Annotated in this window: 22 protein-coding genes; 5 read left to right on the top strand and 17 right to left on the bottom strand. The window is 70.4% G+C overall.

Annotated elements, in window-relative coordinates; translation table 11 throughout:
• Positions 1 to 15: 15 nt before the first annotated feature.
• The 13 genes from ACT1U9_RS24105 to ACT1U9_RS24045 form a co-directional block, all read right to left on the bottom strand.
• Entirely contained in the window at positions 16 to 1,239 is a 1,224-nt protein-coding gene (locus ACT1U9_RS24105; protein ID WP_444534746.1) for an MFS transporter, read from the bottom strand.
• A 166-nt stretch (positions 1,240 to 1,405) separates the two neighbouring features.
• Positions 1,406 to 1,741 carry an RNA polymerase-binding protein RbpA gene (locus tag ACT1U9_RS24100; RefSeq protein ID WP_003976875.1) on the bottom strand — a complete coding sequence of 112 codons (336 nt, stop codon included), beginning with the start codon at positions 1,739 to 1,741 and terminating at the stop codon, positions 1,406 to 1,408.
• Positions 1,742 to 1,851: 110 nt separating this feature from the next.
• Positions 1,852 to 2,088 carry a preprotein translocase subunit SecG gene (gene secG / locus ACT1U9_RS24095; protein ID WP_444534745.1) on the bottom strand — a complete coding sequence of 79 codons (237 nt, stop codon included), beginning with the start codon at positions 2,086 to 2,088 and terminating at the stop codon, positions 1,852 to 1,854.
• A gap of 110 nt (positions 2,089 to 2,198) precedes the next feature.
• Entirely contained in the window at positions 2,199 to 2,975 is a 777-nt protein-coding gene (tpiA, locus tag ACT1U9_RS24090; RefSeq protein ID WP_444534744.1) for a triose-phosphate isomerase, read from the bottom strand.
• Positions 2,976 to 2,980: 5 nt separating this feature from the next.
• On the bottom strand, positions 2,981 to 4,192 hold the full coding sequence (locus ACT1U9_RS24085) for a phosphoglycerate kinase (protein WP_444534743.1): 1,212 nt from the start codon (positions 4,190 to 4,192) through the stop codon (positions 2,981 to 2,983).
• A gap of 117 nt (positions 4,193 to 4,309) precedes the next feature.
• Entirely contained in the window at positions 4,310 to 5,317 is a 1,008-nt protein-coding gene (gene gap / locus ACT1U9_RS24080; RefSeq protein ID WP_444534742.1) for a type I glyceraldehyde-3-phosphate dehydrogenase, read from the bottom strand.
• Positions 5,318 to 5,575: 258 nt separating this feature from the next.
• Complete coding sequence (locus tag ACT1U9_RS24075; protein WP_444534741.1) at positions 5,576 to 8,524, bottom strand: M14 family zinc carboxypeptidase; 2,949 nt, start codon at positions 8,522 to 8,524, stop codon at positions 5,576 to 5,578.
• A gap of 202 nt (positions 8,525 to 8,726) precedes the next feature.
• Positions 8,727 to 9,716 carry a DNA-binding protein WhiA gene (gene whiA, locus ACT1U9_RS24070; protein ID WP_188274264.1) on the bottom strand — a complete coding sequence of 330 codons (990 nt, stop codon included), beginning with the start codon at positions 9,714 to 9,716 and terminating at the stop codon, positions 8,727 to 8,729.
• A complete protein-coding gene (locus tag ACT1U9_RS24065) occupies positions 9,707 to 10,729 on the bottom strand; it encodes a gluconeogenesis factor YvcK family protein (protein ID WP_444534740.1) in 1,023 nt (340 codons plus the stop codon). Before ACT1U9_RS24065 ends, whiA begins: the two co-directional genes overlap by 10 nt.
• Entirely contained in the window at positions 10,726 to 11,667 is a 942-nt protein-coding gene (rapZ, locus tag ACT1U9_RS24060; RefSeq protein ID WP_188274262.1) for an RNase adapter RapZ, read from the bottom strand. Before rapZ ends, ACT1U9_RS24065 begins: the two co-directional genes overlap by 4 nt.
• Positions 11,664 to 13,715 carry an excinuclease ABC subunit UvrC gene (uvrC, locus tag ACT1U9_RS24055; protein ID WP_444534739.1) on the bottom strand — a complete coding sequence of 684 codons (2,052 nt, stop codon included), beginning with the start codon at positions 13,713 to 13,715 and terminating at the stop codon, positions 11,664 to 11,666. Before uvrC ends, rapZ begins: the two co-directional genes overlap by 4 nt.
• Before the next feature lie 184 nt (positions 13,716 to 13,899).
• Positions 13,900 to 14,706, bottom strand: coding sequence for a hypothetical protein (locus ACT1U9_RS24050; RefSeq protein WP_444539229.1), 807 nt, complete (start codon positions 14,704 to 14,706; stop codon positions 13,900 to 13,902).
• Between the two features lie 5 nt (positions 14,707 to 14,711).
• Positions 14,712 to 15,359 carry a papain-like cysteine protease family protein gene (locus ACT1U9_RS24045; RefSeq protein WP_444534738.1) on the bottom strand — a complete coding sequence of 216 codons (648 nt, stop codon included), beginning with the start codon at positions 15,357 to 15,359 and terminating at the stop codon, positions 14,712 to 14,714.
• A gap of 357 nt (positions 15,360 to 15,716) precedes the next feature.
• Here ACT1U9_RS24045 and ACT1U9_RS24040 point away from each other — a divergent pair, with 357 nt between their 5' ends.
• Entirely contained in the window at positions 15,717 to 16,643 is a 927-nt protein-coding gene (locus ACT1U9_RS24040; protein WP_444534737.1) for a hypothetical protein, read from the top strand.
• A gap of 17 nt (positions 16,644 to 16,660) precedes the next feature.
• Here ACT1U9_RS24040 and ACT1U9_RS24035 read toward each other — a convergent pair whose 3' ends face one another.
• Positions 16,661 to 17,089, bottom strand: coding sequence for a Rieske (2Fe-2S) protein (locus tag ACT1U9_RS24035; protein ID WP_188274257.1), 429 nt, complete (start codon positions 17,087 to 17,089; stop codon positions 16,661 to 16,663).
• Positions 17,090 to 17,313: 224 nt separating this feature from the next.
• Here ACT1U9_RS24035 and ACT1U9_RS24030 point away from each other — a divergent pair, with 224 nt between their 5' ends.
• Entirely contained in the window at positions 17,314 to 18,216 is a 903-nt protein-coding gene (locus ACT1U9_RS24030) for a carbohydrate kinase family protein (protein ID WP_444534736.1), read from the top strand.
• Between the two features lie 324 nt (positions 18,217 to 18,540).
• Here ACT1U9_RS24030 and uvrA read toward each other — a convergent pair whose 3' ends face one another.
• Complete coding sequence (gene uvrA / locus ACT1U9_RS24025; RefSeq protein ID WP_444534735.1) at positions 18,541 to 21,489, bottom strand: excinuclease ABC subunit UvrA; 2,949 nt, start codon at positions 21,487 to 21,489, stop codon at positions 18,541 to 18,543.
• A gap of 195 nt (positions 21,490 to 21,684) precedes the next feature.
• Here uvrA and ACT1U9_RS24020 point away from each other — a divergent pair, with 195 nt between their 5' ends.
• From ACT1U9_RS24020 to ACT1U9_RS24010, 3 genes are all read left to right on the top strand, one after another.
• Positions 21,685 to 22,371, top strand: coding sequence for a maleylpyruvate isomerase family mycothiol-dependent enzyme (locus ACT1U9_RS24020; protein ID WP_444534734.1), 687 nt, complete (start codon positions 21,685 to 21,687; stop codon positions 22,369 to 22,371).
• A gap of 21 nt (positions 22,372 to 22,392) precedes the next feature.
• Positions 22,393 to 23,049 (top strand): MBL fold metallo-hydrolase, encoded by a 657-nt coding sequence (locus ACT1U9_RS24015; protein ID WP_444534733.1) that lies wholly within the window; start codon positions 22,393 to 22,395, stop codon positions 23,047 to 23,049.
• A 164-nt stretch (positions 23,050 to 23,213) separates the two neighbouring features.
• Positions 23,214 to 24,491: an MFS transporter gene (locus ACT1U9_RS24010; RefSeq protein WP_444534732.1), complete on the top strand. Its 1,278-nt coding sequence runs from the start codon at positions 23,214 to 23,216 to the stop codon at positions 24,489 to 24,491.
• A gap of 6 nt (positions 24,492 to 24,497) precedes the next feature.
• Here the strand turns inward: ACT1U9_RS24010 and ACT1U9_RS24005 are convergent, their stop codons facing one another.
• Positions 24,498 to 24,803: a hypothetical protein gene (locus ACT1U9_RS24005; protein WP_444534731.1), complete on the bottom strand. Its 306-nt coding sequence runs from the start codon at positions 24,801 to 24,803 to the stop codon at positions 24,498 to 24,500.
• A gap of 128 nt (positions 24,804 to 24,931) precedes the next feature.
• Positions 24,932 to 25,912, bottom strand: coding sequence for a TerC family protein (locus ACT1U9_RS24000; RefSeq protein ID WP_444534730.1), 981 nt, complete (start codon positions 25,910 to 25,912; stop codon positions 24,932 to 24,934).
• Between the last annotated feature and the right edge of the window lie 47 nt (positions 25,913 to 25,959).

Raw genomic sequence — 25,959 nt, 5'->3', positions numbered from 1 at the left:
GTCCAACCTAATTGATCAGGACGTAAGGGCAGGAATCAGAGCGCCCACGGCGGCCAGGAACAAGCCGGACGCCAGCAGGGCCGGTGTGTTGAGCCCCCAGGAGGAGGCCGCCGCGCCGCCCATGACGGCGCCCAGCGGCGCCCCCGCGACGGCGAGCGTGCGGAAGGCCGCGCTGGTCCGTCCCAGCATCGCCTCCGGACTGCGCTCCTGCATCAGCGTCACCTGGTTGACGTTCCACACCATTCCCATCAGACCGAACACCGCCATGGCGGCGATCGATACCCACAGTTGGCGCACGGACCCCATGGCCGCCAGGCATCCCGTCTGGACCACGCCGGCCAGCAGCACGCTCCGCATCCGGCCCAGGCGCCGAGCCAGGCGCTGGGTGAGCAGGCCGCCCGCCACACTGCCCGCCCCGTACGCGGTGATCGCCGCCGCGTAGCCGCCGTGGCCGGAGTGCAGCCAGCCGGTGATGTGCAGGACCAGGGTGGCGATGAGCGCGCCCATGCCGATGTTGCAGAGGGTGGTGGCGACGCAGAGGGCGCGCAGGGCCCGGTCGGCCCACAGGGTGCGCAGCCCCTCGGCTATCTCGCCGCGCAGAGTGGAGCCGGGTGCGCGGGCGGGACGGTCGGGCGCGGCCGCCCGCAGCGAGGCCACCAGGGCCGCCGCGAGCACATAGCTGGCCGCGTCCGCCGCGTACGGCACACCGGCGCCCGCCGCGAGCAGCAGCGGCACCAGCGGGGCGGCGAGGAAGCCGCCGGCTATCTGCTGGCCGGTCATCAGCCGGGCGTTGGCCCGGCCGAGCGCGGGCTGCGGCACGAGCGCGGGCAGCAGGGCGGTGGCCGCGTTGTCGAAGAGTGTCTGCAGCGAGGTGAGCGCGAAGGCCAGCGCGATGAGCAGCCCTATCGAGGCGTGCCCGAGCGCGACGGCCACCGCGAAGGCCGCCACCAGCGCGCCCCGCACCAGATCGACCGCCCACATGGCTCGGCGCTGGTCCACCCGGTCGGCGACCGCGCCGCCGAGCAGCCCGAACAGCAGCCAGGGCAGAAACCCGCACGCCGTCACCAGCGCGATCAGCATCGGATCGCTGGTCAGCGACGCCGCGAGCAGGGGCAGCGCGGCGCCGCGCAGCGAGTCCCCGAACCGCGAGACCACGGCGGCGGTCCACAGCCGCCCGAACCCACCGCGCCAGGCGGGCACCTGGGCCACCGCACGCCCGACCGCCTCGACTGCTGCCACAACTCCCCCTCGTGAACGACTGATTCACACGGTAGGGGGAGCCACTGACAATGCCCTCGGAGGCGGTGGAGAGAGCGGGCGGACGGCGCGCACCGGACACCGGACGCGCCGGATGGACCGAAGGGCCCGGCAGGCGAACCGAGTTCGTCTGCCGGGCCCTTCGTTGTCAGATCTCGCCGCGGAGCTTGGCGAGCGCCTCCGCGAGGATCGCCTCGCCGTCCGCGTCGCTGCGCCGCTCCCGCACGTACGCGAGGTGGGTCTTGTACGGCTCGGTGCGCGGCGGGTCCGGCGGGTTGTCCCGGTCCTGCCCGGCCGGGAAGCCGCAGCGCGGGCAGTCCCACGTCTCCGGAACCTGTGCGTCACTGGCGAAGCTCGGCTGCGTCTCGTGCCCGTTCGAGCACCAGAAGGAGATGCGGAGACGCGGCGCGGACTCGCCGCGCTCGGCCTCCCCCATCGGCCCCGCTCCGACCCGGCTTCCCCGGATCGCGTTGCCACTTGCCACGGTCGTAACTCCCTGCGTGATGGTGCTCGAAGATGCCCCAGTCTACGTAAGGCCCAACGCGCGTCCAGCGATTGTAGTTACACCCCACCCGTGAACGCGGAAGACGTCCGTCACCTGTCCAGCTTCATCAGCAGACCAAGTACGACAATGCTCGCGAACCACAACAGACCGACCACGACGGTGATTCGGTCCAGGTTGCGCTCGGCGACCGAGGAACCGCCGACGGACGACTGCATTCCGCCACCGAACATGTCGGAGAGGCCGCCGCCCTTTCCCTTGTGCATCAGCACCAGCAGCATCAGCAGCAGGCTGAAGACGATCAGGGCAATCGAGAACCCGACAATCACGGCTGGACCAACTTCCTAGGACTGATATGTCGACGGGGGCCGGGGGGACGTATTCCATAATCCCGAGCCCGGCCCCCGCAAGGGTACGACGGATCCGCGCTACCGCATACTCACTGGTCGCGGAAGCGGACGATCTTGACGAACTCGTCGGCGTCCAGCGCGGCACCGCCCACCAGGGCGCCGTCGACGTCCGGCTGCGCCATGATCGCGGCCACATTCGAGGCCTTGACCGAGCCGCCGTACTGGATACGGACCTTTTCGGCCAGCTCCGGGGAGTACAGCTCGGCGAGGCGGCCTCGGATCGCGCCGCACACCTCCTGGGCGTCCTCGGGGGTCGCGACCTCACCCGTACCGATGGCCCAGACGGGCTCGTACGCGATGACGATGGACTCGGCCTGCTCGGCCGGGACGTCCTTGAGGCCGCCGTCCAGCTGGTTCAGCGTGTAGGAGACCTGGTCACCGGCCTTGCGGATGTCCAGGCCCTCGCCGACGCAGAGGATCGGGGTCAGGCCGTGCTTGAACGCGGCCTTCACCTTGGCGTTGCAGAGCTCGTCGCTCTCGGCGTGGTACTGACGGCGCTCGGAGTGGCCGACGGCCACATAGGTGCACTTCAGCTTGGACAGCATCGGGCCCGAGATCTCACCGGTGTAGGCACCGGAGTCCTGCGCCGAGATGTCCTGGGCGCCGTACTTGATCTTGAGCTTGTCGCCGTCGACCAGGGTCTGCACCGACCGCAGGTCCACGAAGGGCGGCAGGACCGCGACCTCGACGGCGTCGTAGTCCTTGTCGGCGAGGGCGAAGGCGAGCTTCTGGACGTGCGCGATGGCCTCAAGGTGGTTGAGGTTCATCTTCCAGTTGCCGGCCATCAGCGGGGTACGCGTGGTCACGGTGTTCAGTCCTCCAGTGCGGCAAGGCCGGGGAGCGTCTTGCCCTCAAGGTATTCGAGGCTCGCGCCGCCGCCGGTCGAGATGTGACCGAAGGCGTTCTCGTCGAAGCCGAGCGTGCGCACGGCGGCGGCCGAGTCGCCGCCGCCCACGACGGTGAAGCCGTCGCAGTTGAGCAGCGCCCGGGCGATCGCCGAGGTGCCGCCCGCGTAGTCGGGGTGCTCGAAGACACCGACCGGACCGTTCCAGAACACGGTCTCGGCGTCGGCGATCTTCGACGCGTACAGCTCACGGGTCTTGGGACCGATGTCCAGACCCTCCTTGTCGGCGGGGATCTTGTCCGCGTCGACGGTGACGAAGTCGGCCGGGGCCTTGGTCTTCAGGTCCGGGAAGTCGGCCGAGGCCAGGATGTCGACCGGCAGGACCAGCTCGACGCCGGTCTTCTCGGCGCGCTCCATGTACTCCGTGACGACCGGGATCTGGTCCTCCTGGAGGAGGGAGATGCCGACCTCGTGGCCCTTGGCCTTGAGGAAGGTGTACGCCATGCCGCCGCCGATGAGGATGCGGTCGGCCTTGCCGAGCAGCTCGTCGATCACGGCGAGCTTGTCGGAGACCTTGGCGCCGCCGAGGACCACCACGTACGGGCGCTTGACGTCGGCGGAGAGCTTCTTCAGGACGCCGACCTCGGTGGCGATGAGGAAGCCGGCCGCGTGCGGGAGGCGCGCGGGCAGGTCGAAGACCGAGGCGTGCTTGCGGTGCACCGCGCCGAAGCCGTCGCCCACGTAGAGGTCGGCGAGCTCGGCGAGCTGGTCGGCGAAGGCGCCGCGCTCGGCGTCGTCCTTGCTGGTCTCGCCCGCGTTGAAGCGCAGGTTCTCGATCACCGCGACCTGGCCGTCGGCGAGAGCGGCGACGGTCTCCTTGGCGGAGGCACCGACCGTGTCGGTGGCGAACGCGACGTCCGCGCCCAGCAGTTCGCCCAGGCGTACGGCGGCCGGGGCGAGCGAGAAGGCCGGGTCCGGCGCGCCCTTGGGGCGGCCCAGGTGCGAGGCGACGACCACGCGCGCGCCGGCCTCGGCGAGCTTCGCGACGGTCGGCAGGACGGCGCGGATGCGGCCGTCGTCGGTGATGTCGCTGCCCGCGAGCGGCACGTTCAGGTCGGCGCGGACGAAGACCCGCTTGCCCGAGACGCCCTCGGCGAGAAGTTCGTCGATCGTCTTCATATGTTTCTGCGACTCCTTGGAGAAGGACGAGGCAAGCCACAGGGCTCGTGCGGCGCATCGTTGCGCTGCCCGAGCCCTGTGCTCACATCGAGATGCCTGCCCTGAGACTTATCAGACTTAGAGCTGGCCGCCGACGAAGACGGTCAGGTCGACGAGGCGGTTCGAGTAGCCCCACTCGTTGTCGTACCAACCGAGGATCTTGACCGACTTGCCTTCCTGGACCATGGTCAGGGAGGAGTCGAAGGTGCAGGACGCCGGGTCGCTGACGATGTCGGAGGACACGATCGGGTCCTCGGTGTACGCCAGGATGCCCCGCAGATCGCCGTCGGCGGCCTTCTTGAACGCCGCGTTGACCTCGTCCTTGGTGACCTCGCGCTCCAGCTCCACGACCAGGTCGGTGGCCGAGCCGGTCGGGACCGGGACGCGCATCGCGATGCCGTCGAGCTTGCCCTTGAGCTTCGGCAGGACCAGGGCGGTGGCCTTGGCGGCGCCGGTCGTGGTCGGGATGATGTTCTCGGCGGCGGCGCGGGCGCGACGCAGGTCCGAGTGCGGGAAGTCCAGGATGCGCTGGTCGTTGGTGTACGCGTGGACCGTCGTCATCAGGCCCTTGACGATGCCGAAGTTCTCGTCGAGAACCTTGGCCATCGGCGCCACACAGTTGGTGGTGCAGGAGGCGTTGGAGATGACGTGGTGGTTGGCCGCGTCGTACTTGTCCTGGTTGACGCCCATCACGATGGTGATGTCCTCGTCCTTGGCCGGAGCCGAGATGAGGACCTTCTTCGCGCCACCCGCGATGTGCTTCTCGGCGTCGGCCTTCTTGGTGAAGATGCCGGTCGACTCGATGACGATGTCGACGCCCAGCTGACCCCAGGGGATGTCCGCCGGGTTGCGCTCGGAGAGCACCTTGATGGTGTGGCCGTCGACCGTGATGGTGTCGGCGGTGTGGGTCACCTCGGCCTTGAGACGACCCAGGATGGTGTCGTACTTCAGCAGGTGTGCAGTGGTCGCGGTGTCACCGAGGTCGTTGACAGCCACGATCTCGATGTCAGCACCCTGCTCCAGCAGCGCGCGGAAGTAGTTGCGCCCGATGCGGCCGAAGCCGTTGATGCCTACGCGGATCGTCACGAACCGATCTCCTCGTGGTACGCCGGGTTTCGCACGCCGGCGAGTTTCAATTTGGGATGTCCCCGACCGCTTACGACCCTACCTCTCCCCGAGCCGTGGAGTGACATCGAGCGCATTCGGCCCAGCGGGGCGGTCACCCGTATATGACCGACGGCCCGTACCTACCAACGGGTACGGGCCATCGGGGGGACTTTCGTCCCCACTACCGAGCGTGACCGGCGGTGCTTGGTCGGTCGGTGGGGCTTGACACGGACGCGATCAGTCCCGCAGTGCGCGGAGCGCCTTGGCGATCACGTTCTTGCGGTCGGCGGCCGACGGGATGTGCTCCAGGCCGAAGCCGAGCAGCACGGTGTCATGGGTGGTGACGGCCGCCTGGGAGTGGAACAGCGCCTGGGAGCGGGCCCAGTCGCCGACGTTGCCGGGGCTGCCGGCCGGCGGTCCGGGCACGCGCCACGCGCCGAGCGACGTCTCGAAGCCCTCGGCGCCCTGCGCGGCGCCGCCGATGACGAGCTTGGTGTCGTCGACGAAGGCGCCGACGCCGCCGGTGCCCGGGTCCGACACATACGAGACCGAGAGCTCGACCTGCTTGCCCGCGTACGCGCTGAGGTCGATGTTCACCGGCTGCCAGCCGTTGGAGGAGCCGGAGAACCGGTTCCAGGCGCCCGAGCTGCCGGTCGCCGTGCACGCCTTGGAGCCGACGGTGAGGTAGTGCGCGAGGAACGGGTGCGCCTGGACGTAGTAGCCCTGCTCGCACTGGGTGGGCACGGTCTGGCTGGTGCCGCCGTTGGCGTCCGGCAGGGTCGTCCAGTCCTCCTGCCCGACGGTGTGCGCCTCGACGATCACGTTGTCGAAGCCGGGCTCGGTGTCATAGCTGAGCTGGAACTGCAGGCTCGGCTTGTCGGCCGCCGCCGTGCCGCTCAGGTCGACGGTCCGGGACAGCCGCATATAGGCGTTGTCCTGGTGCTTGGCCGCCGCGAACCAGTCGCCCGCGAACGGCTCGAACGGGGTGCGGATCCCCGGGTAGCTGCCCGCGGCCGCGCTCTTGAACTGCGGGAACTGGTCGGGCTTGAGGGTGTCCGAGGTGATCGTGTACGCCCCGGCCAGGTTCAGCGGGTTGTCCGCCGCGTCGCCGAGCGTGGCCTTGGCGCCCGCGAGCGTGCCGGCGCCCTCGAAGGCGGGCGGGGACTTGAGGCCGACGCGGCTGTAGGCGCCGAGGTAGTACTGGGCGAAGTCGTTGGAGTCGGCGCCGCCGAGGTCGACGCTGCCACCGGCCTTCTCACCGGCGTTGACGAGCTTGCCGCCCTCGTTGAGGAAGTCGCGCACGGCCATGGTGACCGCCGCGGTGGGCCGGTCGGCGCCGGTGTACCAGACGGCCGTCCTGAAGTGGTCGAGCACGCCGAGCGGGCTCGGGGTGCCCTGGGTCGCCACGTCCCAGACCGCGGACTTGCGGCCGTTGTCGGCGAGCGCCTTGGTGTACTCGGCGACGTGCTTGGCGGGCGCGGTGCCGCCCTCCTCGGCGATCACCAGCGTGTCGCCCTTGGGCCGGTCGGCGACCGTGTACGTGAACGGCGTGCTGGAGGTGGGCTTTCCGGCCCGGGTGCGGCCGGTGTACCAGACCTCGACCTTGGACCCGACGTCCGCGCCCTCGATCGTGGCCCGGTACTGGTCGAAGGAGATGTTGTCGTCGCCGCCGTAGACGTCGCCGCCCTTCCAGGGCGAGAGGTCCTCGGTCTGCGTACGGCCGCCGTCGATGCGGTAGTTGAGGGTCTTGTCCCGCACCGACTTGCGCGCGGTGACGGCGACTTCCTGGTCCTCACCACGGGCGTACGAGGTGGCGAAGGTGTCCGGGGTGAAGTCGGGCGCCTCGATGCCGACCGGGGAGACCGGCTGGTCGGGGGTGCGCGCGGTGTCGGCGACGGCCAGCGCGAACGGGAGGTTCTTGGCGAACTCCTGCTGGATCAGCTTCTCGCTGTCCGGGAAGTTGAAGACCGACTGGCAGTCGGCCGGGTTCCACTGGTCGTTGGGGTCGAGGGCCGAGGCGGTCTGGCAGGTCGACATCTCCGGCGTGAACATATGGATGCCGTTGACGTTCGCCGCGTGGCCGTCGGCCTCGCCGTTGGTCGTGTACAGCTCGGAGGAGAGCTGGGAGCGGTAGCCGGGGATCGCGGGCTTGTCGGGCGTACCGGCGAGCACCTTGTACAGGACGTCGTCCGGGGTCGGGGTGGCCACCTGCCAGCCCACGCCGTACAGCAGCAGCTCGGCCGCCGAGTGGTAGTTGATCGCGTAGCTGAAGCCGACCCGCTTCTCGAACGAGTCCATCGCGCGGGTCTCCGGCTCGGAGGCCGGGGACGGGCCGCGGTAGGTCTCGTCGGCGGGGTCGGGGGACGAACCCTCGTTGTCGTAGCCCCATTTGTACGGGAAGTTACGGTTGGGGTCGACGCCGTCGCCGGGGGTGATCTTCCCGTCGCCGTTGTTGTCGCGCAGGTTCTTGCGCCACAGCCGCTGCTGGGTGCCGGTGAACGTGTAGTCGTAGCCGTCCGGGTTGGCGGAGATCACGAACCACAGCTCGGTGGAGTTCACGATCTTGGTGACCCGGGGGTCCTTGCCGTAGTTGTCGAGGTAGTAGTGCATCAGCCGCCGGGTCATCTCCGGGGTGATCCACTCACGGGCATGCTGGTTGGACAGATACAGCACGGAGGGCTTGGAGCCGTCCTTGGTCTTGTTGGCGCCCTTGGTGAGCTTGAGGGCGAGGATGTCCTGACCCCGGACCGTCTTGCCGATCGACTCGACCTTGGTGAGGTCCGGGTGGGCGATCCCGGTGTTGACGATCTCCTTCTCCAGGCCGTTGTCCCCGCTGTAGGGGCGGAAGACCCCGTCGCCCTGGGCCTTCACGCGCTTCTGGGTCGCGGCCGACAGGGTGTGCTCGGTGATGTCGACGCCCTGCTTCTTGAGCGCGCCGGCCTGTTGCTTGGTGAGGTACAGCTCGACGGTGGCGGATCCCTTGGCGGGGATCTGCGCGGTCAGTTCCTGGCCGTCCGCGCCCTGCTTGAGGAGAAGCGGCAGTTGCGACTGGTTGACGTTGGCGTGCCAGACGGAGAGTCCTTCGCCGCCACTGCCGCTCGGGCCCGCCTGGGCGGCGGGTGCCGCCGCCAGACCGGCCGTGAGCAGTGAAGCCGCGGCGAGGATCGCTCTCGCTCTGCGTCTCATTGGCCCCCCTTGCTGTTGTGTGCCACGAAAGTGACAGACGCCAGGCTCATGACACTTCATGATCATGTCAATACGTCGTGAAGGGTGTGGAAACGGAACGGCGCCCACACAAGTGGGCGCCGTTCACGGTGAGTTGAACCCTAGGCGTACGCGGGGACGCAGGCAGGGCGGCGACCCGCGCCGGGGCGGGAAGATCGCCCGATCAGCCGACCAGGCCGTCCGCCATCTCCTCGGTGAGGTTGGACTCGGTGCCGGGGATGCCCAGGTCCTGGGCCCGCTTGTCCGCCATCGCGAGCAGCCGGCGGATCCGGCCCGCGACCGCGTCCTTGGTCAGCGGCGGGTCGGCGAGCGCGCCCAGCTCCTCCAGGGAGGCCTGCTTGTGCTCCATGCGCAGCCGGCCGGCGGCCGCCAGATGCTCCGGCACCTCGTCGGCCAGGATCTCCAGGGCGCGCTGCACCCGGGCCCCGGCGGCGACGGCGGCCCGCGCCGAGCGGCGCAGATTGGCGTCGTCGAAGTTGGCCAGGCGGTTGGCGGTGGCCCGGACCTCGCGGCGCATCCGCCGCTCCTCCCAGGCCAGCACCGACTCATGGGCGCCGAGCCGGGTCAGCAGGGCACCGATCGCGTCGCCGTCGCGGACGACCACGCGGTCCACGCCGCGCACCTCGCGGGCCTTGGCGGCGATCTGGAGCCTGCGGGCCGCGCCGACGAGCGCGAGCGCGGCCTCCGGGCCCGGGCAGGTCACCTCAAGGGAGGACGAGCGGCCCGGCTCGGTGAGCGAGCCATGGGCGAGGAAGGCCCCGCGCCAGGCCGCCTCGGCGTCACAGGTGGCCCCCGAGACCACCTGCGGCGGCAGCCCCCGGATGGGACGGCCGCGGCCGTCGACGAGCCCGGTCTGGCGCGCCAGCTGATCGCCCCCGGCCACCACCCGTACGACGAAGCGCGAACCGCGGCGCAGCCCGCCCGGAGCCATCACGATCAGCTCGGAGCTGTGCCCGAAGATCTCCAGGATGTCCCGCTTGAGCCGGCGCGCCGCCATCGCGGTGTCCAGCTCCGCCTCGATCACGATGCGGCCGCTGACCAGGTGGAGGCCGCCCGCGAACCGCAGGATCGACGAGACCTCCGCCTTTCTGCAGCAGGTCCGGGTGACGGGGAGCCGGGAGATCTCGTCCTTCACCGCTGCCGTCATCGCCATGGGCCGATCCTTCCATGCATCCGAAAAATACGGTCGTACGCGGCGGCCAACAGCTCCCGGTCGTGCTTCGGGGACCCGTCGAGGGCGGCGACCGCCGCCAGCTCGACCACGGCACCGAGCTGCTTGGCGGCGTCGGCGAGGGACTCGCGGTCGGGCACGGCGGCCTCGTCGGCCAGCACCACGTCCAGGGCGAGTTTAGGGGCGTGTCGTCCCAAAACCTCCAAATGACGCTGCGGAGAGAAGCCATCGGTTTCACCGGGCTGGGGCGCCAGGTTCAGCGAGAGGACCTTGCGGGCCTTGGTCACGGTGAGCGCGTCGAGCAGGTCGGGGACCAGCAGGTGCGGGATCACCGAGGAGAACCAGGAGCCGGGACCCAGCACCACCCAGTCCGCGTCCAGGACGGCCTCCACCGCCTCCGGGACCGCGGGCGGGTCGTGCGGGACGAGGTGCACGGACTGCACCTCACCGGGGGTGAGCGCCACCGTGGCCTGGCCGCGCACCGTGTCCACGTCGGTCGGCCGGGCCGGGTCGTGGCCCCTGACCAGCGCCTCCAGCTCCAGCGGGACGGCGGACATCGGCAGCACCCGGCCGTGCGCGCCGAGCAGCTTGCCGACCAGGTCGAGCGCCTGGACGTGGTCGCCCAGCTGCTCCCAGAGGGCGACGATCAGCAGATTGCCGACCGCGTGCTCGTGCAGATCGCCCTTGGACTGGAAGCGGTGCTGGATGACCCGGGCCCAGGTCTGCCCCCAGTCGTCGTCGCCGCAGAGCGCCGCCAGCGCCTTGCGCAGATCGCCCGGGGGCAGCACGCCCAGCTCCTCCCGGAGCCGGCCGCTGGAACCGCCGTCGTCGGCCACGGTGACGACGGCGGTCAGGTCGCCGGTGATCCGGCGCAGCGCCGCGAGCGACGCGGAGAGACCCATGCCGCCGCCGAGGGCGACGACCTTGGGCTGGGCGCCACGCTTGCGGCCGGTGCGCAGCACCGGTCCGCTCGTGCGCCGTCGGTACACCTTCACTCGCGCCCCATGTCCCGGTGGACGACGACGGTCTCGATCCCCTCGGAGGCGAGGCGGGCGGCGAGCTTCTCCGACATGGCCACCGAGCGGTGCTTGCCACCGGTGCAGCCCACGGCGATCGTCACGTACCGCTTGCCCTCGCGGCGGTAGCCCGTCGCGATCAGCTGGAGGAGCTCGCTGTACTGGTTGAGGAACTCCTTGGCGCCCGGCTGGTTGAAGACATAGCCCGACACCTCCTCGTTGAGACCCGTGTACGGGCGCAGCTCCGGCACCCAGTGCGGGTTCGGCAGGAAGCGGCAGTCCACGACCAGGTCGGCGTCGACCGGCAGGCCGTACTTGTAGCCGAACGACATGACCGTGGCGCGCAGCTCCGGCTCCTCGTCCCCGGCGAACTGGGCGTCCATCTTGGCGCGCAGCTCGTGGACGTTGAGGCTGGAGGTGTCGATCACCAGGTCGGCGTCGCCGCGCAGCTCGCGCAGCAGATCGCGCTCGGCGGCGATGCCGTCGACGATCCGGCCGTCGCCCTGGAGCGGGTGCGGTCGGCGGACCGACTCGAAGCGGCGCACCAGCGCGTCGTCGGACGACTCCAGGAAGACGATCCGCCGGGTGACCTGCTTGGAGTCCAGGTCGGCCAGCGACTCGCGGAGGTTGTCGAAGAAACGGCGGCCGCGCACGTCGACGACGACGGCGATACGGGCCACATTGCCCTGGGACCGGGCGCCGAGCTCCACCATGGTGGGGATCAGCGCGGGCGGCAGGTTGTCGACGACGAACCAGCCGAGGTCCTCCAGGCACTTGGCGGCGGTGCTGCGCCCGGCGCCGGACATCCCGGAGATGATCACCAGCTCGGGGATGGCCGGTTCGGCGGCGTCGTTCGTCGTGCCCGTACTCACGTGTGCTGCTCCAGCTTCTTCGTCTGTTCGGTCGTGCTCAGTCATTTCGCGGATCCCCCGTCGTCCTCTTCAATGATCTCTCCTGTCGCCGTGTTCACGGCGGGTGCGGCCGGGGCTGCCTGCGCCAGAGCCGCGGCCACGGTCTCGGCCGTCTTGCGGCCTATCCCGGGAACTTCACAGATCTGCTCGATTGTCGCCGACCGGAGCTTCTTCACCGAGCCGAAATGCTTGACCAGCGCCTGTTTGCGGGACTCGCCCAGGCCCGGCACCGCGTCCAGCGGGCTGGCCTTGAACCGCTTCGTCCGCTTGGCCCGCTGATAGGTGATCGCGAACCGGTGAGCCTCGTCACGCACGCGCTGGAGCAGATACAGCCCCTCGCTGGAGCGCGGCAGCACGACCGGGTCGTCGTCACCGGGCAGCCAGACCTCCTCCAGACGCTTGGCCAGACCGCACACGGCCACATCGTCTATGCCCAGCTCGTCCAGGGCCCGCTTGGCGGCCGCCACCTGCGGCTGTCCACCGTCGACCACGACGAGCTGCGGCGGATACGCGAACCGTTTCGGCCGCCCGTCCTCGGTGCGAGGTCCGGCCTCCACGGGCGCCTCGCCAGGGGCCGGAACCTCACCGGAGGGAGCCGGTCCGGCCGGGGCGCCGTCGGTGTCGCCCTCGCCGTCCGCCCACTCCCCCAGCCGGGCGCTCTCGGCCAGATACCGCTTGAAGCGGCGGGTGATCACCTCGTGCATGGACCGGACGTCGTCCTGGCCCTCGAAGCCCTTGATCTGGAAGCGCCGGTACTCGCTCTTCCGGGCCAGGCCGTCCTCGAAGACGACCATGGACGCCACCACGTCCTCGCCCTGGAGGTGCGAGATGTCGAAGCACTCGATCCGCAGCGGGGCGCTGTCCAGCTCAAGGGCCCCGGCGATCTCCTCCAGGGCACGCGAGCGGGTGGTGAGGTCGGAGGCGCGCTTGGTCTTGTGCAGGGCGAGCGCCTGCTGAGCGTTGCGCGCGACCGTCGCCATCAGGTCCTTCTTGTCGCCGCGCTGCGGAACGCGCAGCGAGACCTGCGACCCGCGCCGCTCGGCGAGCCACGCGCCGACCGACTCGGCGTCCTCGGGCAGCGCCGGGACCAGCACCTCCTTCGGTACGGAGTCGCCGGTCTCCTCCCCGTACAGCTGCTGGAGCGCGTGCTCGACCAGGCCCGCCGTGTCGACGGCCTCGACCTTGTCGGTGACCCAGCCGCGCTGGCCGCGCACCCGGCCGCCGCGCACATGGAAGATCTGCACGGCCGCCTCCAGCTCGTCCTCGGCGACCGCGATCAGGTCCGCGTCGGTGGCGTCGGCGAACACCACCGCGTTCTTCTCCAGGGCGCGGCGCAGCGCCCCGATGTCGTCGCGCAGCCGCGCGGCCCGCTCGTACTCCATCTCCTCGGCGGCCGCCGCCATCTCCTTCTCCAGGCGGCGGATGTGCGTACCGGTGCGCCCGGCCATGAAGTCGCAGAAGTCCTCGGCCAGTTCGCGGTGTTCCTCGGGCGTGACCCGGCCGACGCACGGGGCCGCGCACTTGCCGATGTAGCCGAGCAGACAGGGACGGCCTATCTGGGCGGAACGCTTGAACACCCCGGCGGAGCAGGTCCGTACGGGAAAGACACGGAGCATCAGGTCGACGGTCTCGCGGATCGCCCACGCGTGTCCGTACGGCCCGAAGTAGCGCACGCCCTTCTTCTTGGCGCCGCGCATGACCTGGACCCTCGGGTACTCCTCGTTGAGGGTGACCGCGAGGTACGGATAGCTCTTGTCGTCGCGGTACTTGACGTTGAACCGGGGGTCGAACTCCTTGATCCACGAGTATTCGAGCTGAAGCGCCTCGACCTCGGTGGAGACGACCGTCCACTCCACGGAGGCCGCCGTGGTCACCATCGTGGCCGTGCGCGGGTGCAGGCTGGTGAGCGGCTGGAAGTAGTTCGCCAGCCGCTGGCGCAGGGACTTGGCCTTGCCGACGTAGATCACCCGGCGGTGCTCGTCCCGGAATTTGTAGACCCCCGGCGAGTCGGGGATCTGTCCCGGCTTGGGGCGGTAGCTGGAGGGGTCTGCCATGCCCACCACCCTACTGGCGGGCAGTGACAACGCGGGCGGCGGCGACCTCTGGGGGCGCCGCGATTAAGGGGCGCGGCGAGGTGCCGCTGTTAAGGGGCGCGGGGAGGTGTCGTCTTCAGGGGCGCGGGGAACTGCGCGACCAGCCGCGCACGATCCGCAGCCGGTCACGCAGTCCGAGAAGGGGCTACGCCCGGTTCACCCCACGCCTGCGACGCAGAGCCACCACGCCCAGCCCGAGCGCGCCGAGCGCACCCGCACCGGCCGTCACGGAGGCGGCCGTAACCGCATCATGCCCGCCGGTGGCGGACGCCGCGGCCTCGGCCCGCGCCTCAGAGGGCGCCGGCCCATACCCCCCGGCCTTGCCGGACTTCGCGTACGCGGAGCCGGGCAGCTTGTCCCCGTAGGCGAGCTGAACGCGCTTCTGATACGCGGCCAGGGTGGTCCCCCGCGCACCCACCGCCTTCACCGCGTCCTCGTCCAGCGGCAGCACACTGGCTCCCTTCTGGACGTACCACGCGTTGATCTGCGGCTCCTGGAAGACCGTGCCGCCCGGCAGCCGCTTCGCGCCCGCCGCGGCATAGCGGGACTCGTCGTCGCCGGTGGCGATGTTCACCACCTTCCAGGTGGTGCCCTGCGGCACCGTCCACAAGGAGGCCTTCTGGCCGTCGGAGGAGACGGCCGTGGAGGCCAGGTACTCCAGCTTCGCGACCGGCGCGCCCGCCTTCCCGGCGACGAACTCCGGGGAGAGCGTGTAGACGGGCACCGCGTCGCCCTGGATGCGCGGCGCGACGGCCGCCAGGGCCACCTTGCCGTCCCGGGCGAAGAAGCGGGAGAGCGTGGAGAGGGTCGCGGGCGAGGTGGCCGCCCGGTGGGCGGCGGCCTTGGAGTCGGCGGACGCCGAGGGAGTCCCGTCGGCCGACGCGTACGACGCGGCGAGGCCGGTGAGCAGCGCTGCCACGGCGGCGCAGGAGGACAGACGTCGGAGGTTCATCGTCGTCACGCCCCGATCCGGTAGAGCGAGTGGGTCCAGGAGAACGAGTCGTTGTCGACGTACCAGTCGTGCGACGCCCAGTTGTAGCGATCGCTGGAGGGCCAGGGGTCGCCCCAGTACACCCAGCTGTTGGCGGTGTCGTACCCGTACAGCACATGCATGTGACCGCCGCCGCTGGACCACTGGATACGGGTCTCGACCGGCCGGTTGGCGTTGATCTCGGTCTGTACGGTCGAGTAGCGCAGCCAACCGCTCACATACGAGCCGGAGTTGATCCCGGCCCAGTCGAGAGCGTTCTGCACATTGCCCAGATCCGCCTGCGAGTTGGGGCAGTCGTAGCCCTGCTGGCGCCCGAAGGCGGCGTTGCAGAACTGGTTCTGGCTGTAGTTCCGCCCGAACCAGGTGGCGATGGTGTTGCCACTGGCGGCCCAGCACCAGTTGTTCTTCTGCTGGGCCTGCATGGTGATGTTGAGGCGCTTCGACGCGGCTGCCGTGGCGGACGGCGTGTCGGCGGCGGTACGGGTGTCGGCGGCGGTGGCGGCTGTGGTGGTGCGGTGTTCCTGCGGGGATGCGACGGCTGTCGCCGTGGGGGCGGCGAGCAGGGCCATCACCACGAGGGCGAGGGCGGAAAGCCGTCTCTTGCGGTTGTGCATCGCGTTCCTCCCGAAGCGGGGGGTGTGGGGATGGAGGAGCGCGTCCGGACGCTTTCGATGAGCATCGAACGTTGTCGTGAGCCGGTCAACGCGCTTCAATGCGAGGTGAGACGCGGGTGTGAACGGAATGGCCGACATGTGAACGGGCCTTCCGGGCCCACCAGGCCGCCCGGGTCCTCCGGCGGCCCGTGACCACCCCTCGCCGTGAACGTTCACTGTGCGGTCCGTGCCATGAGCGGCGGCCCGGCGGTGAAGTCCGTCCCGGGGGCCCGGTTCACTCCGACCGTTCCGGCGTCCCGGCGCCCCGGCGTCTTCCTGGTATCCCGTCCGTTCCGAGCAGTCCCGAGGAGTTCCCCCATGCTCCACACCGATGCCGATCTGGCACAGGTGCTGCACACCGGCCCGTTCCACCTGGCGCTGCGCGCCGCCCTCTCCGTACGCGGACTGCCACTCCAGCGAGTCCAGCACCATCTGGCCGGGCGTGGCGTCAAGGTCGGTGTGACCAGCCTGAGTTACTGGCAGCAGGGTGCCCGGCGGCCGCAGCGCGCCGAGTCGCTGCGGGCGGTACGCGCCTTGGAGGAGGTCCTGGGACTGCCGGAGCGCTCGCTCCTTCGACTGCTCGACGACGGCGAGCGCGGGGCCGAGGCGGAACGTCCCGCCGCCCGCTCCTACCGCTCCCTCGTCGAGGCGTCCGGGGTCGTGGAACGGCTGATCACCGGCCTGGAGTCACCCGTGGACGGCGGCCTGCACACCGTCGGCCACCATGAGCGCGTACGGATCGGTGCGGGGCGCGAACTGCTCGGCCGCGACTCCCAGCAGGTGGTCCGCGCCCACCGCGACGGCGTCGACCGCTATCTCGCCATCCACCACGGCGACCCCGGCTGCGACCCGTCCCGGGTCGAGGTGCACGCGGCCGAGAACTGCCGTACCGGGCGGGTGCGTTGGGACGCCGCGACCGGTGTCCTCATCGCCGAGCTGCTCTTCGACGCCCGGCTGCGGGCCGGCGAGACCTATCTCTTCGGCTATGGCTTCGAGGACGGCACGGCCGGGCCGAGCAGCGAGTACGTACGCGGCTTCAGCTTCGCGGGCGGGCAGTACGTGCTCCAGGTCCGCTTCGACGAGCACGCGCTGCCGGTACGGTGCCGCCGCTTCGCCCAGACCTCGGCGGGTTCGACCCGCTCCGGCCGGGGCGACCTCACGCTCAGCGGCCAACACCGCACGGTGCACCTGGTGGAGCAGGGGGTGCGGCCGGGGATCCTGGGGATCGACTGGGGGTGGGCGTGAGGACGCTTTGAGTGGCGTCAGGCGTCGGGGCCCGCGACCAGTCGGCCGTTCTTCACCTTCACCGGGACGGACGGCAGCGGCACGGTCGCCGGGCCGTGCACGGGCTCGCCGGTCATCACATTGAAGCGGCTGCCGTGGCAGGGGCAGTTGCCGTGCCCGTCCTCGATCTTGTCGAGAAGGCAGCCGGCGTGCGTGCACTGCGCGCTGAACGCCTTGTACTCGCCCTTGGCCGGGCAGGCGACCATCACGCGCTGCTCGCGGTAGAGCTTGGCGCCGCCGACCGGGATCTCGTCGGGCGCACCGAGCGCTACCGGCGCGGTCGGGGTCGGCGTCTGGGCGTGGCCGAGCTTGGAGTCGGTGGAGCAGGCGGCCACTCCCAGCCCGGCGGCCCCGGCGAGGGCCGCGCCTTTCAGCACGGTGCGGCGGGCGGCGGGCTGGCCGGACATGGCTTCTCCACAGGTCAAGGGGGTCGGATGACCGCTCAGGGGGGTCGGATGACCCGTCCGACGATACCGGCGCCGACTGTGTGCCCGGCGCGGGGGCCGGGGGTGGGGCGGGTCGGGACGAATACCCGCAGGTGGGGCGGCCCGGGCAGGGGGTCGCGGCTCGTTGGAGGTGGAGCAGGTCCGGATGGATCCCCTCCGGATCCGGATGGGTGTACGTTCGCCGCGTGATCGTCGTCGCCGGAGAAGCCCTGATCGACCTGGTCCCCACGAGCCCCGGCGACCGGCTGAGCCCGCTGTCGCCCCGGCTCGGCGGCGGCCCGTACAACACGGCGGTGGCCCTCGGCAGACTCGGCGCCCGGGCCGCGTTCTGCTCCCGGGTGTCGACGGACGGCTTCGGCGAAGCCCTCCTCGACGGCCTGCACGCGGCCGGGGTCGACACCTCCCTCGTACAGCGCGGCCCGGAACCGACGACGCTGGCGGTGGCGACGATAGGCTCGGACGGGGCGGCGGGTTACGCCTTCTACGCCTCCGACACAGCCGACCGCCTCTTCGACCTACCGCCCGAACTCCCTCCCCACGTACGGGCGTTGGCGTTCGGCACCTGCTCGCTGATCCTTGAGCCGGGGGCGAGCGCGTACGAGGCGCTGCTGCGGCGGGAGTCGGCGCGGGGTGTGTTCACCCTGCTCGACCCGAACATCCGCCCGGACCTCATCCCGGACCCGGCCGCCTACCGCGCCCGCTTCCGCTCCTGGCTGCCGTACGTCTCCCTCCTGAAGCTGTCGGAGGAGGACGCGGCGTGGCTGGGCGACGACATGGAGGGCTGGCTGGCGGCGGGTCCGGAGGCGGTGGTGCTGACCCGGGGCGCGGCGGGGCTGACGGTGCGGACCCGCTCCGGGGAAGAGGTCTCCGTCCCCGGCGAACGCGTCGAGGTGGTCGACACGATCGGGGCGGGCGACACGGTGAACGCGGCGCTGCTGCGTGTGGTGGCGGGACGGGGCCCGCTGTCCGCCCCGGAGTGGTCCGACGCCCTCCGGTACGCGGCCAGGGCGGCGGCCCTGACCTGCACACGAGCGGGCGCGCAGCCGCCGCACGCGGCGGAGTTGCCCCCCACCCCGCCCGTTCCCTGAACCCTCCGGGGGATCTGTTCGGCTGCGGACCGTGCGGGGTTGCTCGCGCCCCTAACTACCTGGGGGCGCGGGGAGCTGCGCGACAAGCCCCCACCGGCGGTCAGCCGAAGACCGGGGCCCGGGGCGAAGCCCCGAGGGGGTGCAGGGGCGCAGCCGAGGAACGGGGTCCAGGGCGAAGCCCCACGGGGGTGCAGGGGCGCAGCCCCGCCCGGGGCCCGGGGGCGCAGCCCCCGGCAGCCCACCCCAACCCCCACCCGGCCGCCCGCCCAGGGCTTTCGGGAAGGGGCGGGGTGGGGAAATGCCCGCCGCAGGCGCAATCGCGGCTCAGGCCTTCCGCGCCCGGGACGCCGTCTTCTTGGCGGGGGCGGCCTTCTTCGCAACCCGCTTCGCGGGCTTCCGCACCGCCGCAACCGGCTCCGCGTCACTGATCCGGTCCGCGCCCAGGATGTCGCGCAGGAACTTCCCGGTGTGGCTCGCAGCCACAGACGCCACCTGCTCCGGCGTACCCTCGGCGATCACCAGACCACCACCGCTGCCGCCCTCGGGACCCATGTCCACGACCCAGTCCGCCGTCTTGATGACATCGAGGTTGTGCTCGATGACGATCACCGAGTTCCCCTTGTCGACAAGTCCGGACAGCACCTTGATCAGCTTCGAGATGTCCTCGAAGTGGAGACCGGTCGTCGGCTCGTCGAGCACGTACACCGTCCGCCCGGTCGACCGCTTCTGCAGCTCCGACGCCAGCTTCACCCGCTGCGCCTCACCGCCCGACAGCGTCGGCGCGGACTGGCCGAGCCGGACGTAACCCAGCCCCACCTCGTTCAGCGTCCGCAGATGACGCGCGATCGTCGGCACCGCCTCGAAGAACTCCAGCGCCTCCTCGATCGGCATGTCGAGGACCTCGGAGATGGACTTGCCCTTGTAGTGGACCTCCAGCGTCTCCCGGTTGTAGCGCGCCCCGTGGCAGACCTCGCACGGCACGTACACGTCCGGCAGGAAGTTCATCTCGATCTTGATCGTGCCGTCGCCCGAGCAGTTCTCGCAGCGGCCGCCCTTGACGTTGAAGGAGAACCGGCCGGGGAGGTAACCCCGCACCTTCGCCTCCATCGTCTCCGCGAACAGCTTCCGTACGTTGTCGAAGACACCCGTGTACGTCGCCGGGTTCGACCGGGGCGTACGGCCGATCGGCGACTGGTCGACGTGGACGACCTTGTCGACGAGGTCGTCGCCCGCCACGCGCGTGTGCCGCCCGGGCACGGTCCGCGCACCGTTCAGCTCCCGGGCGAGATGCGTGTAGAGGATGTCGTTGACCAGGGTCGACTTTCCGGAGCCGGAGACACCGGTGACCGCGGTCAGCACGCCGAGCGGGAACGAGACGTCGATGTCCCGGAGGTTGTTCTCCTTGGCGCCGTGCACGGTGAGCTTGCGCGACGGGTCCGCGGGACGGCGCACGTCCGGCAGCGGGATGGACTTCTTGCCCGCCAGGTACTGCCCGGTCATCGACTCCTTGTTGGCGAGGAGCTGCTTCAACGGGCCGCTGTGGACGACCTTGCCACCGTGCTCACCGGCGCCCGGGCCGATGTCGACGACCCAGTCCGCCACCTTGATGGTGTCCTCGTCGTGCTCGACGACGATCAGGGTGTTGCCCATGTCGCGCAGCCGGACCAGGGTTTCGATCAGGCGGTGGTTGTCGCGCTGGTGCAGGCCGATCGACGGCTCGTCCAGCACGTAGAGCACGCCGACCAGGCCCGAGCCGATCTGGGTGGCGAGCCGGATGCGCTGGGCCTCGCCGCCCGAGAGCGTCCCGGCGGCGCGGTTGAGCGAGAGGTAGTCCAGGCCGACGTCGACGAGGAAGCGCAGCCGCTCGTTGACCTCCTTCAGGACCCGCTCGGCGATCTTCTTGTCGCGCGCGTTGAGCTTCAGCTCGCCCAGGAAGTCCGCGCAGTCGCTGATCGACATAGCGGAGACCTCGGCGATGGACCGGTCCATCACAGTCACCGCGAGAACCAGCGGCTTGAGTCGCGTGCCCTCACAGGTCGGGCAGTGGACCTCGCGCATATAGCCCTCGAAGCGCTCGCGCGCCCCGTCGGACTCCGCCTCCGAGTGGCGCCGCTTGACGAACGGCACCGCGCCCTCGAACGACGTCGTGTACGCGCGCTCGCGCCCGTACCGGTTGCGGTAGCGCACCTCGATCTGGGTCTTGTGGCCGTACAGCAGCGCCTTCTTGGCGCGCTGCGGCAGCCCCGCCCAGGGGATGTCCGTACGGAAGCCGAGCTCGTCGGCGAGCGCGCCGACCAGGCGGGCGAAGTAGTCCTTGGTGTGGCCGAGCGACCACGGCGAGACCGCGCCCTCGTCGAGGGACTTCTCCTCGTCGGGGATGATCAGCTCGGGGTCGACCTCCATGCGCGTGCCGATGCCCGTGCAGTCCGGGCAGGCGCCGAAGGGCGAGTTGAAGGAGAAGGAACGCGGCTCCAGCTCCTCGAAGGACAGGTCGTCGTACGGGCAGTACAGATGCTCCGAGTACATCCGCTCGCGCTCGGGGTCGTCGGCGGCGAGGTCGACGAAGTCGAGCACCACCATGCCGCCGGAGAGCCCCAGCGCGGTCTCCACCGAGTCGGTGAGGCGGCGCTTGGCGGAGTCCTTCACCGTGAGGCGGTCGATGACCACCTCGATGGTGTGCTTCTCCTGCTTCTTCAGCTTGGGCGGCTCGGCGAGCTGGATCGTCTCGCCATCCACGCGCGCGCGGCTGTAGCCCTTCGTCTGCAGGTCGGCGAAGAGGTCGACGAACTCGCCCTTGCGCTCGCGCACCAGCGGCGAGAGCACCTGGAAGCGGCTGCCCTCCGGCAGCTCCAGCACCTTGTCGACGATGGCCTGCGGCGACTGGCGGGTGATCGGCCGACGGCACTCGGGACAGTGCGGCTTGCCGATGCGCGCGAAGAGCAGACGCAGGTAGTCGTAGACCTCGGTGATCGTGCCGACCGTCGAGCGCGGGTTGCGCGAGGTCGACTTCTGGTCGATGGAGACGGCGGGCGAGAGACCCTCGATGAAGTCGACGTCCGGCTTGTCCATCTGGCCGAGGAACTGGCGGGCGTACGAGGAGAGCGACTCGACATAGCGGCGCTGCCCCTCGGCGAAGATCGTGTCGAACGCGAGGGACGACTTGCCCGACCCCGAGAGCCCGGTGAAGACGATGAGGGAGTCGCGCGGGAGGTCGAGCGAGACGTTCTTGAGATTGTGCTCGCGCGCGCCACGGACGATGAGACGGTCGGCCACGCCGGTCCGCACCTTTCTTGGAGAGAAGCAGGGGGCGGAACCCCCGTCTCAGACTATGGGGGGTCGCCAGGGCGATGGTTCGGTTTACAGCCAAGGATGCCTGATGCCACTGACGAGCCTATAGCACGCGCATTCGATTTACGGACTCGTCCAACCGGCTTCACCCGAATGAGTGGCGGGGCTATCGTCGGCCTCATGATTGATCACGCCCACGACCTGGACTCTGTACGGGAAGCCACCGACCGGCTGCTCAGCGCAGCCGCCGCACTGGACAACGCGGCCGTCGCCGCACCGTCACGGCTGCCGGGCTGGAGCCGCGGCCACCTCCTCGCCCATGTCGCCCGCAACGCGGACGCGCTCGTCAATGTGCTCGCCGGGCGCCCCATGTACGAGAGCGGCGAGGCGCGGGACGCCGACATCGCGCGCGACGCGGCCCGCCCGCTCGACGTCCACCTCGCCGACCTGCGCGAGAGCGCGGCCCGCTTCCAGGAGGAGGGCGCCCGGCCCGCCGACTGGAGCCGCACGGTCGAGCTGCGCAACGGCGTGAAGGACTCCGCCGCCCGCATCCCCTTCCGCCGTCTGATCGAGGTCGAGCTGCACCACGTCGACCTGGGCGTCGGCTACGAGCTGGAAGCCCTGCCGGACGAGTTCGTGCGGCGCGAGATCCAGTTCCTGGCCGACCGCTTCAGCGGCAACCCGACGGTCCCGCCGGTCACCCTCACCGGCAACAACGGCCACACCCAGCGCACCGGCGGCGACACGGGCACCCCGGTCACCGTGGGCGGTCCCCCGTGGGACCTGCTGGGCTGGCTCGCGGGCCGCCGCGACGGCGCCGCCCTGGAGGTCACCGGCGGCTCCCTGCCCGCCCTGCCGCCACTGTGATCACCGGGCTAGGCTGAAGCCATGACGTACAGCGGAGCGGTGAAGGTCGGCGGTCCGGCGGATGTGCACGAGCTGCCGGATCTGATGATCTCGAAGGTCGCGGTCGGCGCGATGGACAACAACGCGTATCTGCTGCGCTGCCGGGCCACCGGCGAGCAGCTGCTGATCGACGCGGCGGCCGAGCCCCACACCCTCCTGACGCTGATCGGTGACGACGGCATCAAGTCCGTCGTCACCACCCACCGTCACGGCGACCACTGGCAGGCGCTCGCCGAGGTCGTCGCCGCCACCGGCGCGACGACCTACGCGGGCCGCCACGACGCCGACGGCATCCCGGTGGCGACCGACGTCCCCGTCGAAGACGGGGACACCATCCGGGTCGGCCGGGTCGAGCTGACCGCCCGCCACCTGGTCGGCCACACCCCCGGCTCGATCGCGCTGGTCTACGACGACCCGCACGGCCACCCGCACCTGTTCACCGGCGACTGCCTCTTCCCGGGCGGCGTCGGCAACACCTTCAAGGACCCGCAGGCCTTCGCCAGCCTCCTCCACGACGTCGAGACCAAGCTCTTCGCCGTCCTGCCCGACGAGACCTGGGTCTACCCGGGCCACGGCAACGACACCACCCTCGGCGAGGAGCGCCCGAAGCTGCCGGAGTGGCGCGCCCGCGGCTGGTAGCCCGCGCAGCCCGGCGCGGGATGCCTTCGGTGCGGCGAAACCCCGTACCACCAGCTCACTTCTCCCGCGCTCGCGCTTCCGCACGCCCCCCGTAACCGCCGACGAGCACGGGTAGTTGGCGCGATATGCGCTCCTCACCCATCTCTCCCGTCACATCACCCTCGATGCTGCGGCTCGCCGGCGCCTCGCTGGCGGGCACCGCGGTCGAGTTCTACGACTTCTTCGCGTACGGGACGGCGGCCGCGCTCGTCCTGGGCCCGCTGTTCTTCCCCACGTTCTCCCCGCTGGCCGGAACTCTGGCCGCTTTCGCCACCTTTGGGATCGGCTTCATCGCCCGGCCGCTCGGTTCCGCCGTCTTCGGTCACATCGGCGACCGCTACGGACGACGCCCGGTGCTCTTTCTCTCGCTGTTCCTGACCGGTACGGCAACGGTCGCCGTCGGCTGCGTACCCCCGTACGCGACGATCGGCGCGGCCGCACCCGTACTGCTGCTGCTTCTGCGCTTTCTGCAGGGACTCGGGCTCGGCGGCGAGTGGGGCGGGGCGGTGCTGCTGGCCGTCGAGCACGCGCCCGCGCGGCGCCGGGCCCTGTGGTCGTCGTTTCCGCAGATGGGCCCCTCGGTGGGCTTTCTGCTGGCCAACGGCCTGATGCTGGCCCTGTCCGCAGGACTGAGCGACGCCGAGTTCCGCGACTGGGGCTGGCGAATTCCCTTCTGGGGAGCTGGAGTTCTGGCTGCGGGCGGGCTGCTGCTGCGCACATCCCTCGCCGAGACCCCGCAGTTCCAGGAGATCCGCGAACCGGCCAGGCTGCCCCTGCTGGAGGTGGCCCGCGACCACTGGCGCCTCGTCCTGCTGACCGCCGGGGCCCTCTCGTTCGGATACGCCGTGTTCTACGCGGTCACCACCTGGTCCCTCGCCTACGGCACGGAACGGCTCGGCGTGAGCCGTACGGTCATGCTCGTCTGCATCATGGCGGCCGTCGCCGTCAAGGGCACGGCGACGCCACTGGCGGCCCTGCTCGGCGACCGGTACGGCCGTCGCCCGCTCTGCCTCGTGGGCTGCGCGGCCAGCGCCCTGTGGATGTTCCCGATGGTCGCGCTCCTTGAGACCGCCGAACCGCTGCTGATGTTCGCCGGGTTCCTGGGCGCGATGCTCGCCTTCATCACCATGTTCGCGGTGATCGCCGCGTATCTGCCCGAGCTGTACGAGCCCCGGGTGCGGTGCACGGGCGCAGCCGTCGGCTACAACCTGGGCGGGGTGCTCGGCGGGGCGCTGACCCCGGTCGTGGCGACCGCGCTGGCGCGCGGCGACGGGCCACCGTGGGGCGTGGCGGCCTATCTGACCGGGGTCGCGCTGCTGAGCCTGGGCTGCTTCGCGCTGCTGCCGGAGACGCGGCCCGCACCCTCCCCGGCCGAGACGGGAGCGGAGCCGGCACCGGCGTGACGGCGCCTACAGGTCTTCCTGCTCCTGGATGTCGCAGTTGGTGAAGGCGGGCGCCCGGGTCGAGAGCGCGGCGAGTTGCTTGGAGAGTTCGGTGGTCTCGGGGTTGTCGCTGTTGGCCATGGCCTCCTCGTACGAGTTGAACTCGACCACCGCCAGATAGCGGTTCGGGTTGTCCCGGTCCTTGAGCAGGGTGCGGCGGACGGGCGCGATCTTCCGGCCCTCGGCGCGGGCCTTCTCCTCGTAACTGCGGATGAGATCGCGCATCTCGTCCGCGCGCTCGGTCTCGAAGTCGATGATCTGCGCGAACTTCATGGGTTCCTCCTGGTCCGCGGCGCCCCCGCGGACCGGGAGCTCTCCCGTCCAAGCAAACACCGGCCGGCGGTCCCGGCAACCGCGATTCCGACCGGCCGGTGTACGTGATTCCGCTACGCCGTACGAGGTCAGACCTCGACGCTCTCCGGCCGATCCGCCTCGGCCGCCGCCTGCTTCCTGGTGGCCATGAGGCTGGTGACAGTGGTGATGACCAGCACGCCGCAGATGACGCCGAGCGAGACCGGGATGGAGATCTCGGGGACGTTCACCCCGTTCTCGTGCAGGGCGTGCAGCACCAGCTTCACACCGATGAAGCCGAGGATCACCGACAGGCCGTAGCTCAGGTGGACCAGCTTCTTGAGCAGCCCGCCGATGAGGAAGTACAGCTGGCGCAGGCCCATCAGCGCGAACGCGTTGGCGGTGAAGACGATGTACGGGTCCTGGGTCAGGCCGAAGATCGCGGGTATGGAGTCCATCGCGAACAGCACGTCGGTGGTACCGATGGCGAGCATGACGACCATCAGCGGGGTGAGGATCCGCTTGCCGTTGCGCTCGATGAAGAGCTTGGTGCCGTGGTACCGGTCGGCCACACCGAACCGCTGCTCGATGGACTTGAGCAGCCGGTTCTCCTCGAACTCCTCTTCCTCGCCGCCGGAGCGCGCCTCCTGGATCAGCTTCCAGGCGGTGTAGATCAGGAACGCGCCGAAGAGGTAGAAGACCCACGAGAAGTTGGCGATGACGGCGGCGCCGGCCGCGATGAAGATCGCCCGCAGCACCAGGGCTATCAGCACACCGAAGAGCAGCACGCGCTGCTGGAGATGGCTCGGCACCGAGAACTTCGCCATGATCAGGATGAAGACGAAGAGGTTGTCGACGGAGAGCGACTTCTCGGTGATGAAGCCCGCGAAGAACTCGCCGGACGCCTGGCTGTTGCCGAACACCAGCAGGCCGACGCCGAACAGCGCGGCGAGCACGATCCAGACGACCGTCCATATTCCGGCTTCTCTGACCGAGACGTCATGGGGCTTGCGCCCGATGAAGAAGTCGACCGCGATGAGGGCGCACAGACCGAGAATGGTCAGCACCCACAGGGTCAAGGAAACGTCCACTGTTCCTCCGGCTTCGTACCGCTACTGATCAGCGTCGTCGCTGCCGG

This window comes from Streptomyces sp. BR1, from assembly GCF_052373795.1.
GTDB lineage: Bacteria > Actinomycetota > Actinomycetes > Streptomycetales > Streptomycetaceae > Streptomyces.
This window is presented reverse-complemented; position numbering and strand designations above follow the sequence as displayed.

Coding starts and splice junctions, on each gene's coding strand:
- ACT1U9_RS24085 (WP_444534743.1), bottom strand. CDS start 4,192: ATGAAGACGATCGACGAACTTCTCGCCGAGGGCGTCTCGGGCAAGCGG.
- ACT1U9_RS24075 (WP_444534741.1), bottom strand. CDS start 8,524: ATGAGACGCAGAGCGAGAGCGATCCTCGCCGCGGCTTCACTGCTCACG.
- whiA (WP_188274264.1), bottom strand. CDS start 9,716: ATGGCGATGACGGCAGCGGTGAAGGACGAGATCTCCCGGCTCCCCGTC.
- rapZ (WP_188274262.1), bottom strand. CDS start 11,667: ATGACTGAGCACGACCGAACAGACGAAGAAGCTGGAGCAGCACACGTG.
- uvrC (WP_444534739.1), bottom strand. CDS start 13,715: ATGGCAGACCCCTCCAGCTACCGCCCCAAGCCGGGACAGATCCCCGAC.
- ACT1U9_RS24050 (WP_444539229.1), bottom strand. CDS start 14,706: ATGAACCTCCGACGTCTGTCCTCCTGCGCCGCCGTGGCAGCGCTGCTC.
- ACT1U9_RS24045 (WP_444534738.1), bottom strand. CDS start 15,359: ATGCACAACCGCAAGAGACGGCTTTCCGCCCTCGCCCTCGTGGTGATG.
- ACT1U9_RS24040 (WP_444534737.1), top strand. CDS start 15,717: ATGCTCCACACCGATGCCGATCTGGCACAGGTGCTGCACACCGGCCCG.
- ACT1U9_RS24035 (WP_188274257.1), bottom strand. CDS start 17,089: ATGTCCGGCCAGCCCGCCGCCCGCCGCACCGTGCTGAAAGGCGCGGCC.
- ACT1U9_RS24020 (WP_444534734.1), top strand. CDS start 21,685: ATGATTGATCACGCCCACGACCTGGACTCTGTACGGGAAGCCACCGAC.
- ACT1U9_RS24015 (WP_444534733.1), top strand. CDS start 22,393: ATGACGTACAGCGGAGCGGTGAAGGTCGGCGGTCCGGCGGATGTGCAC.
- ACT1U9_RS24010 (WP_444534732.1), top strand. CDS start 23,214: ATGCTGCGGCTCGCCGGCGCCTCGCTGGCGGGCACCGCGGTCGAGTTC.
- ACT1U9_RS24005 (WP_444534731.1), bottom strand. CDS start 24,803: ATGAAGTTCGCGCAGATCATCGACTTCGAGACCGAGCGCGCGGACGAG.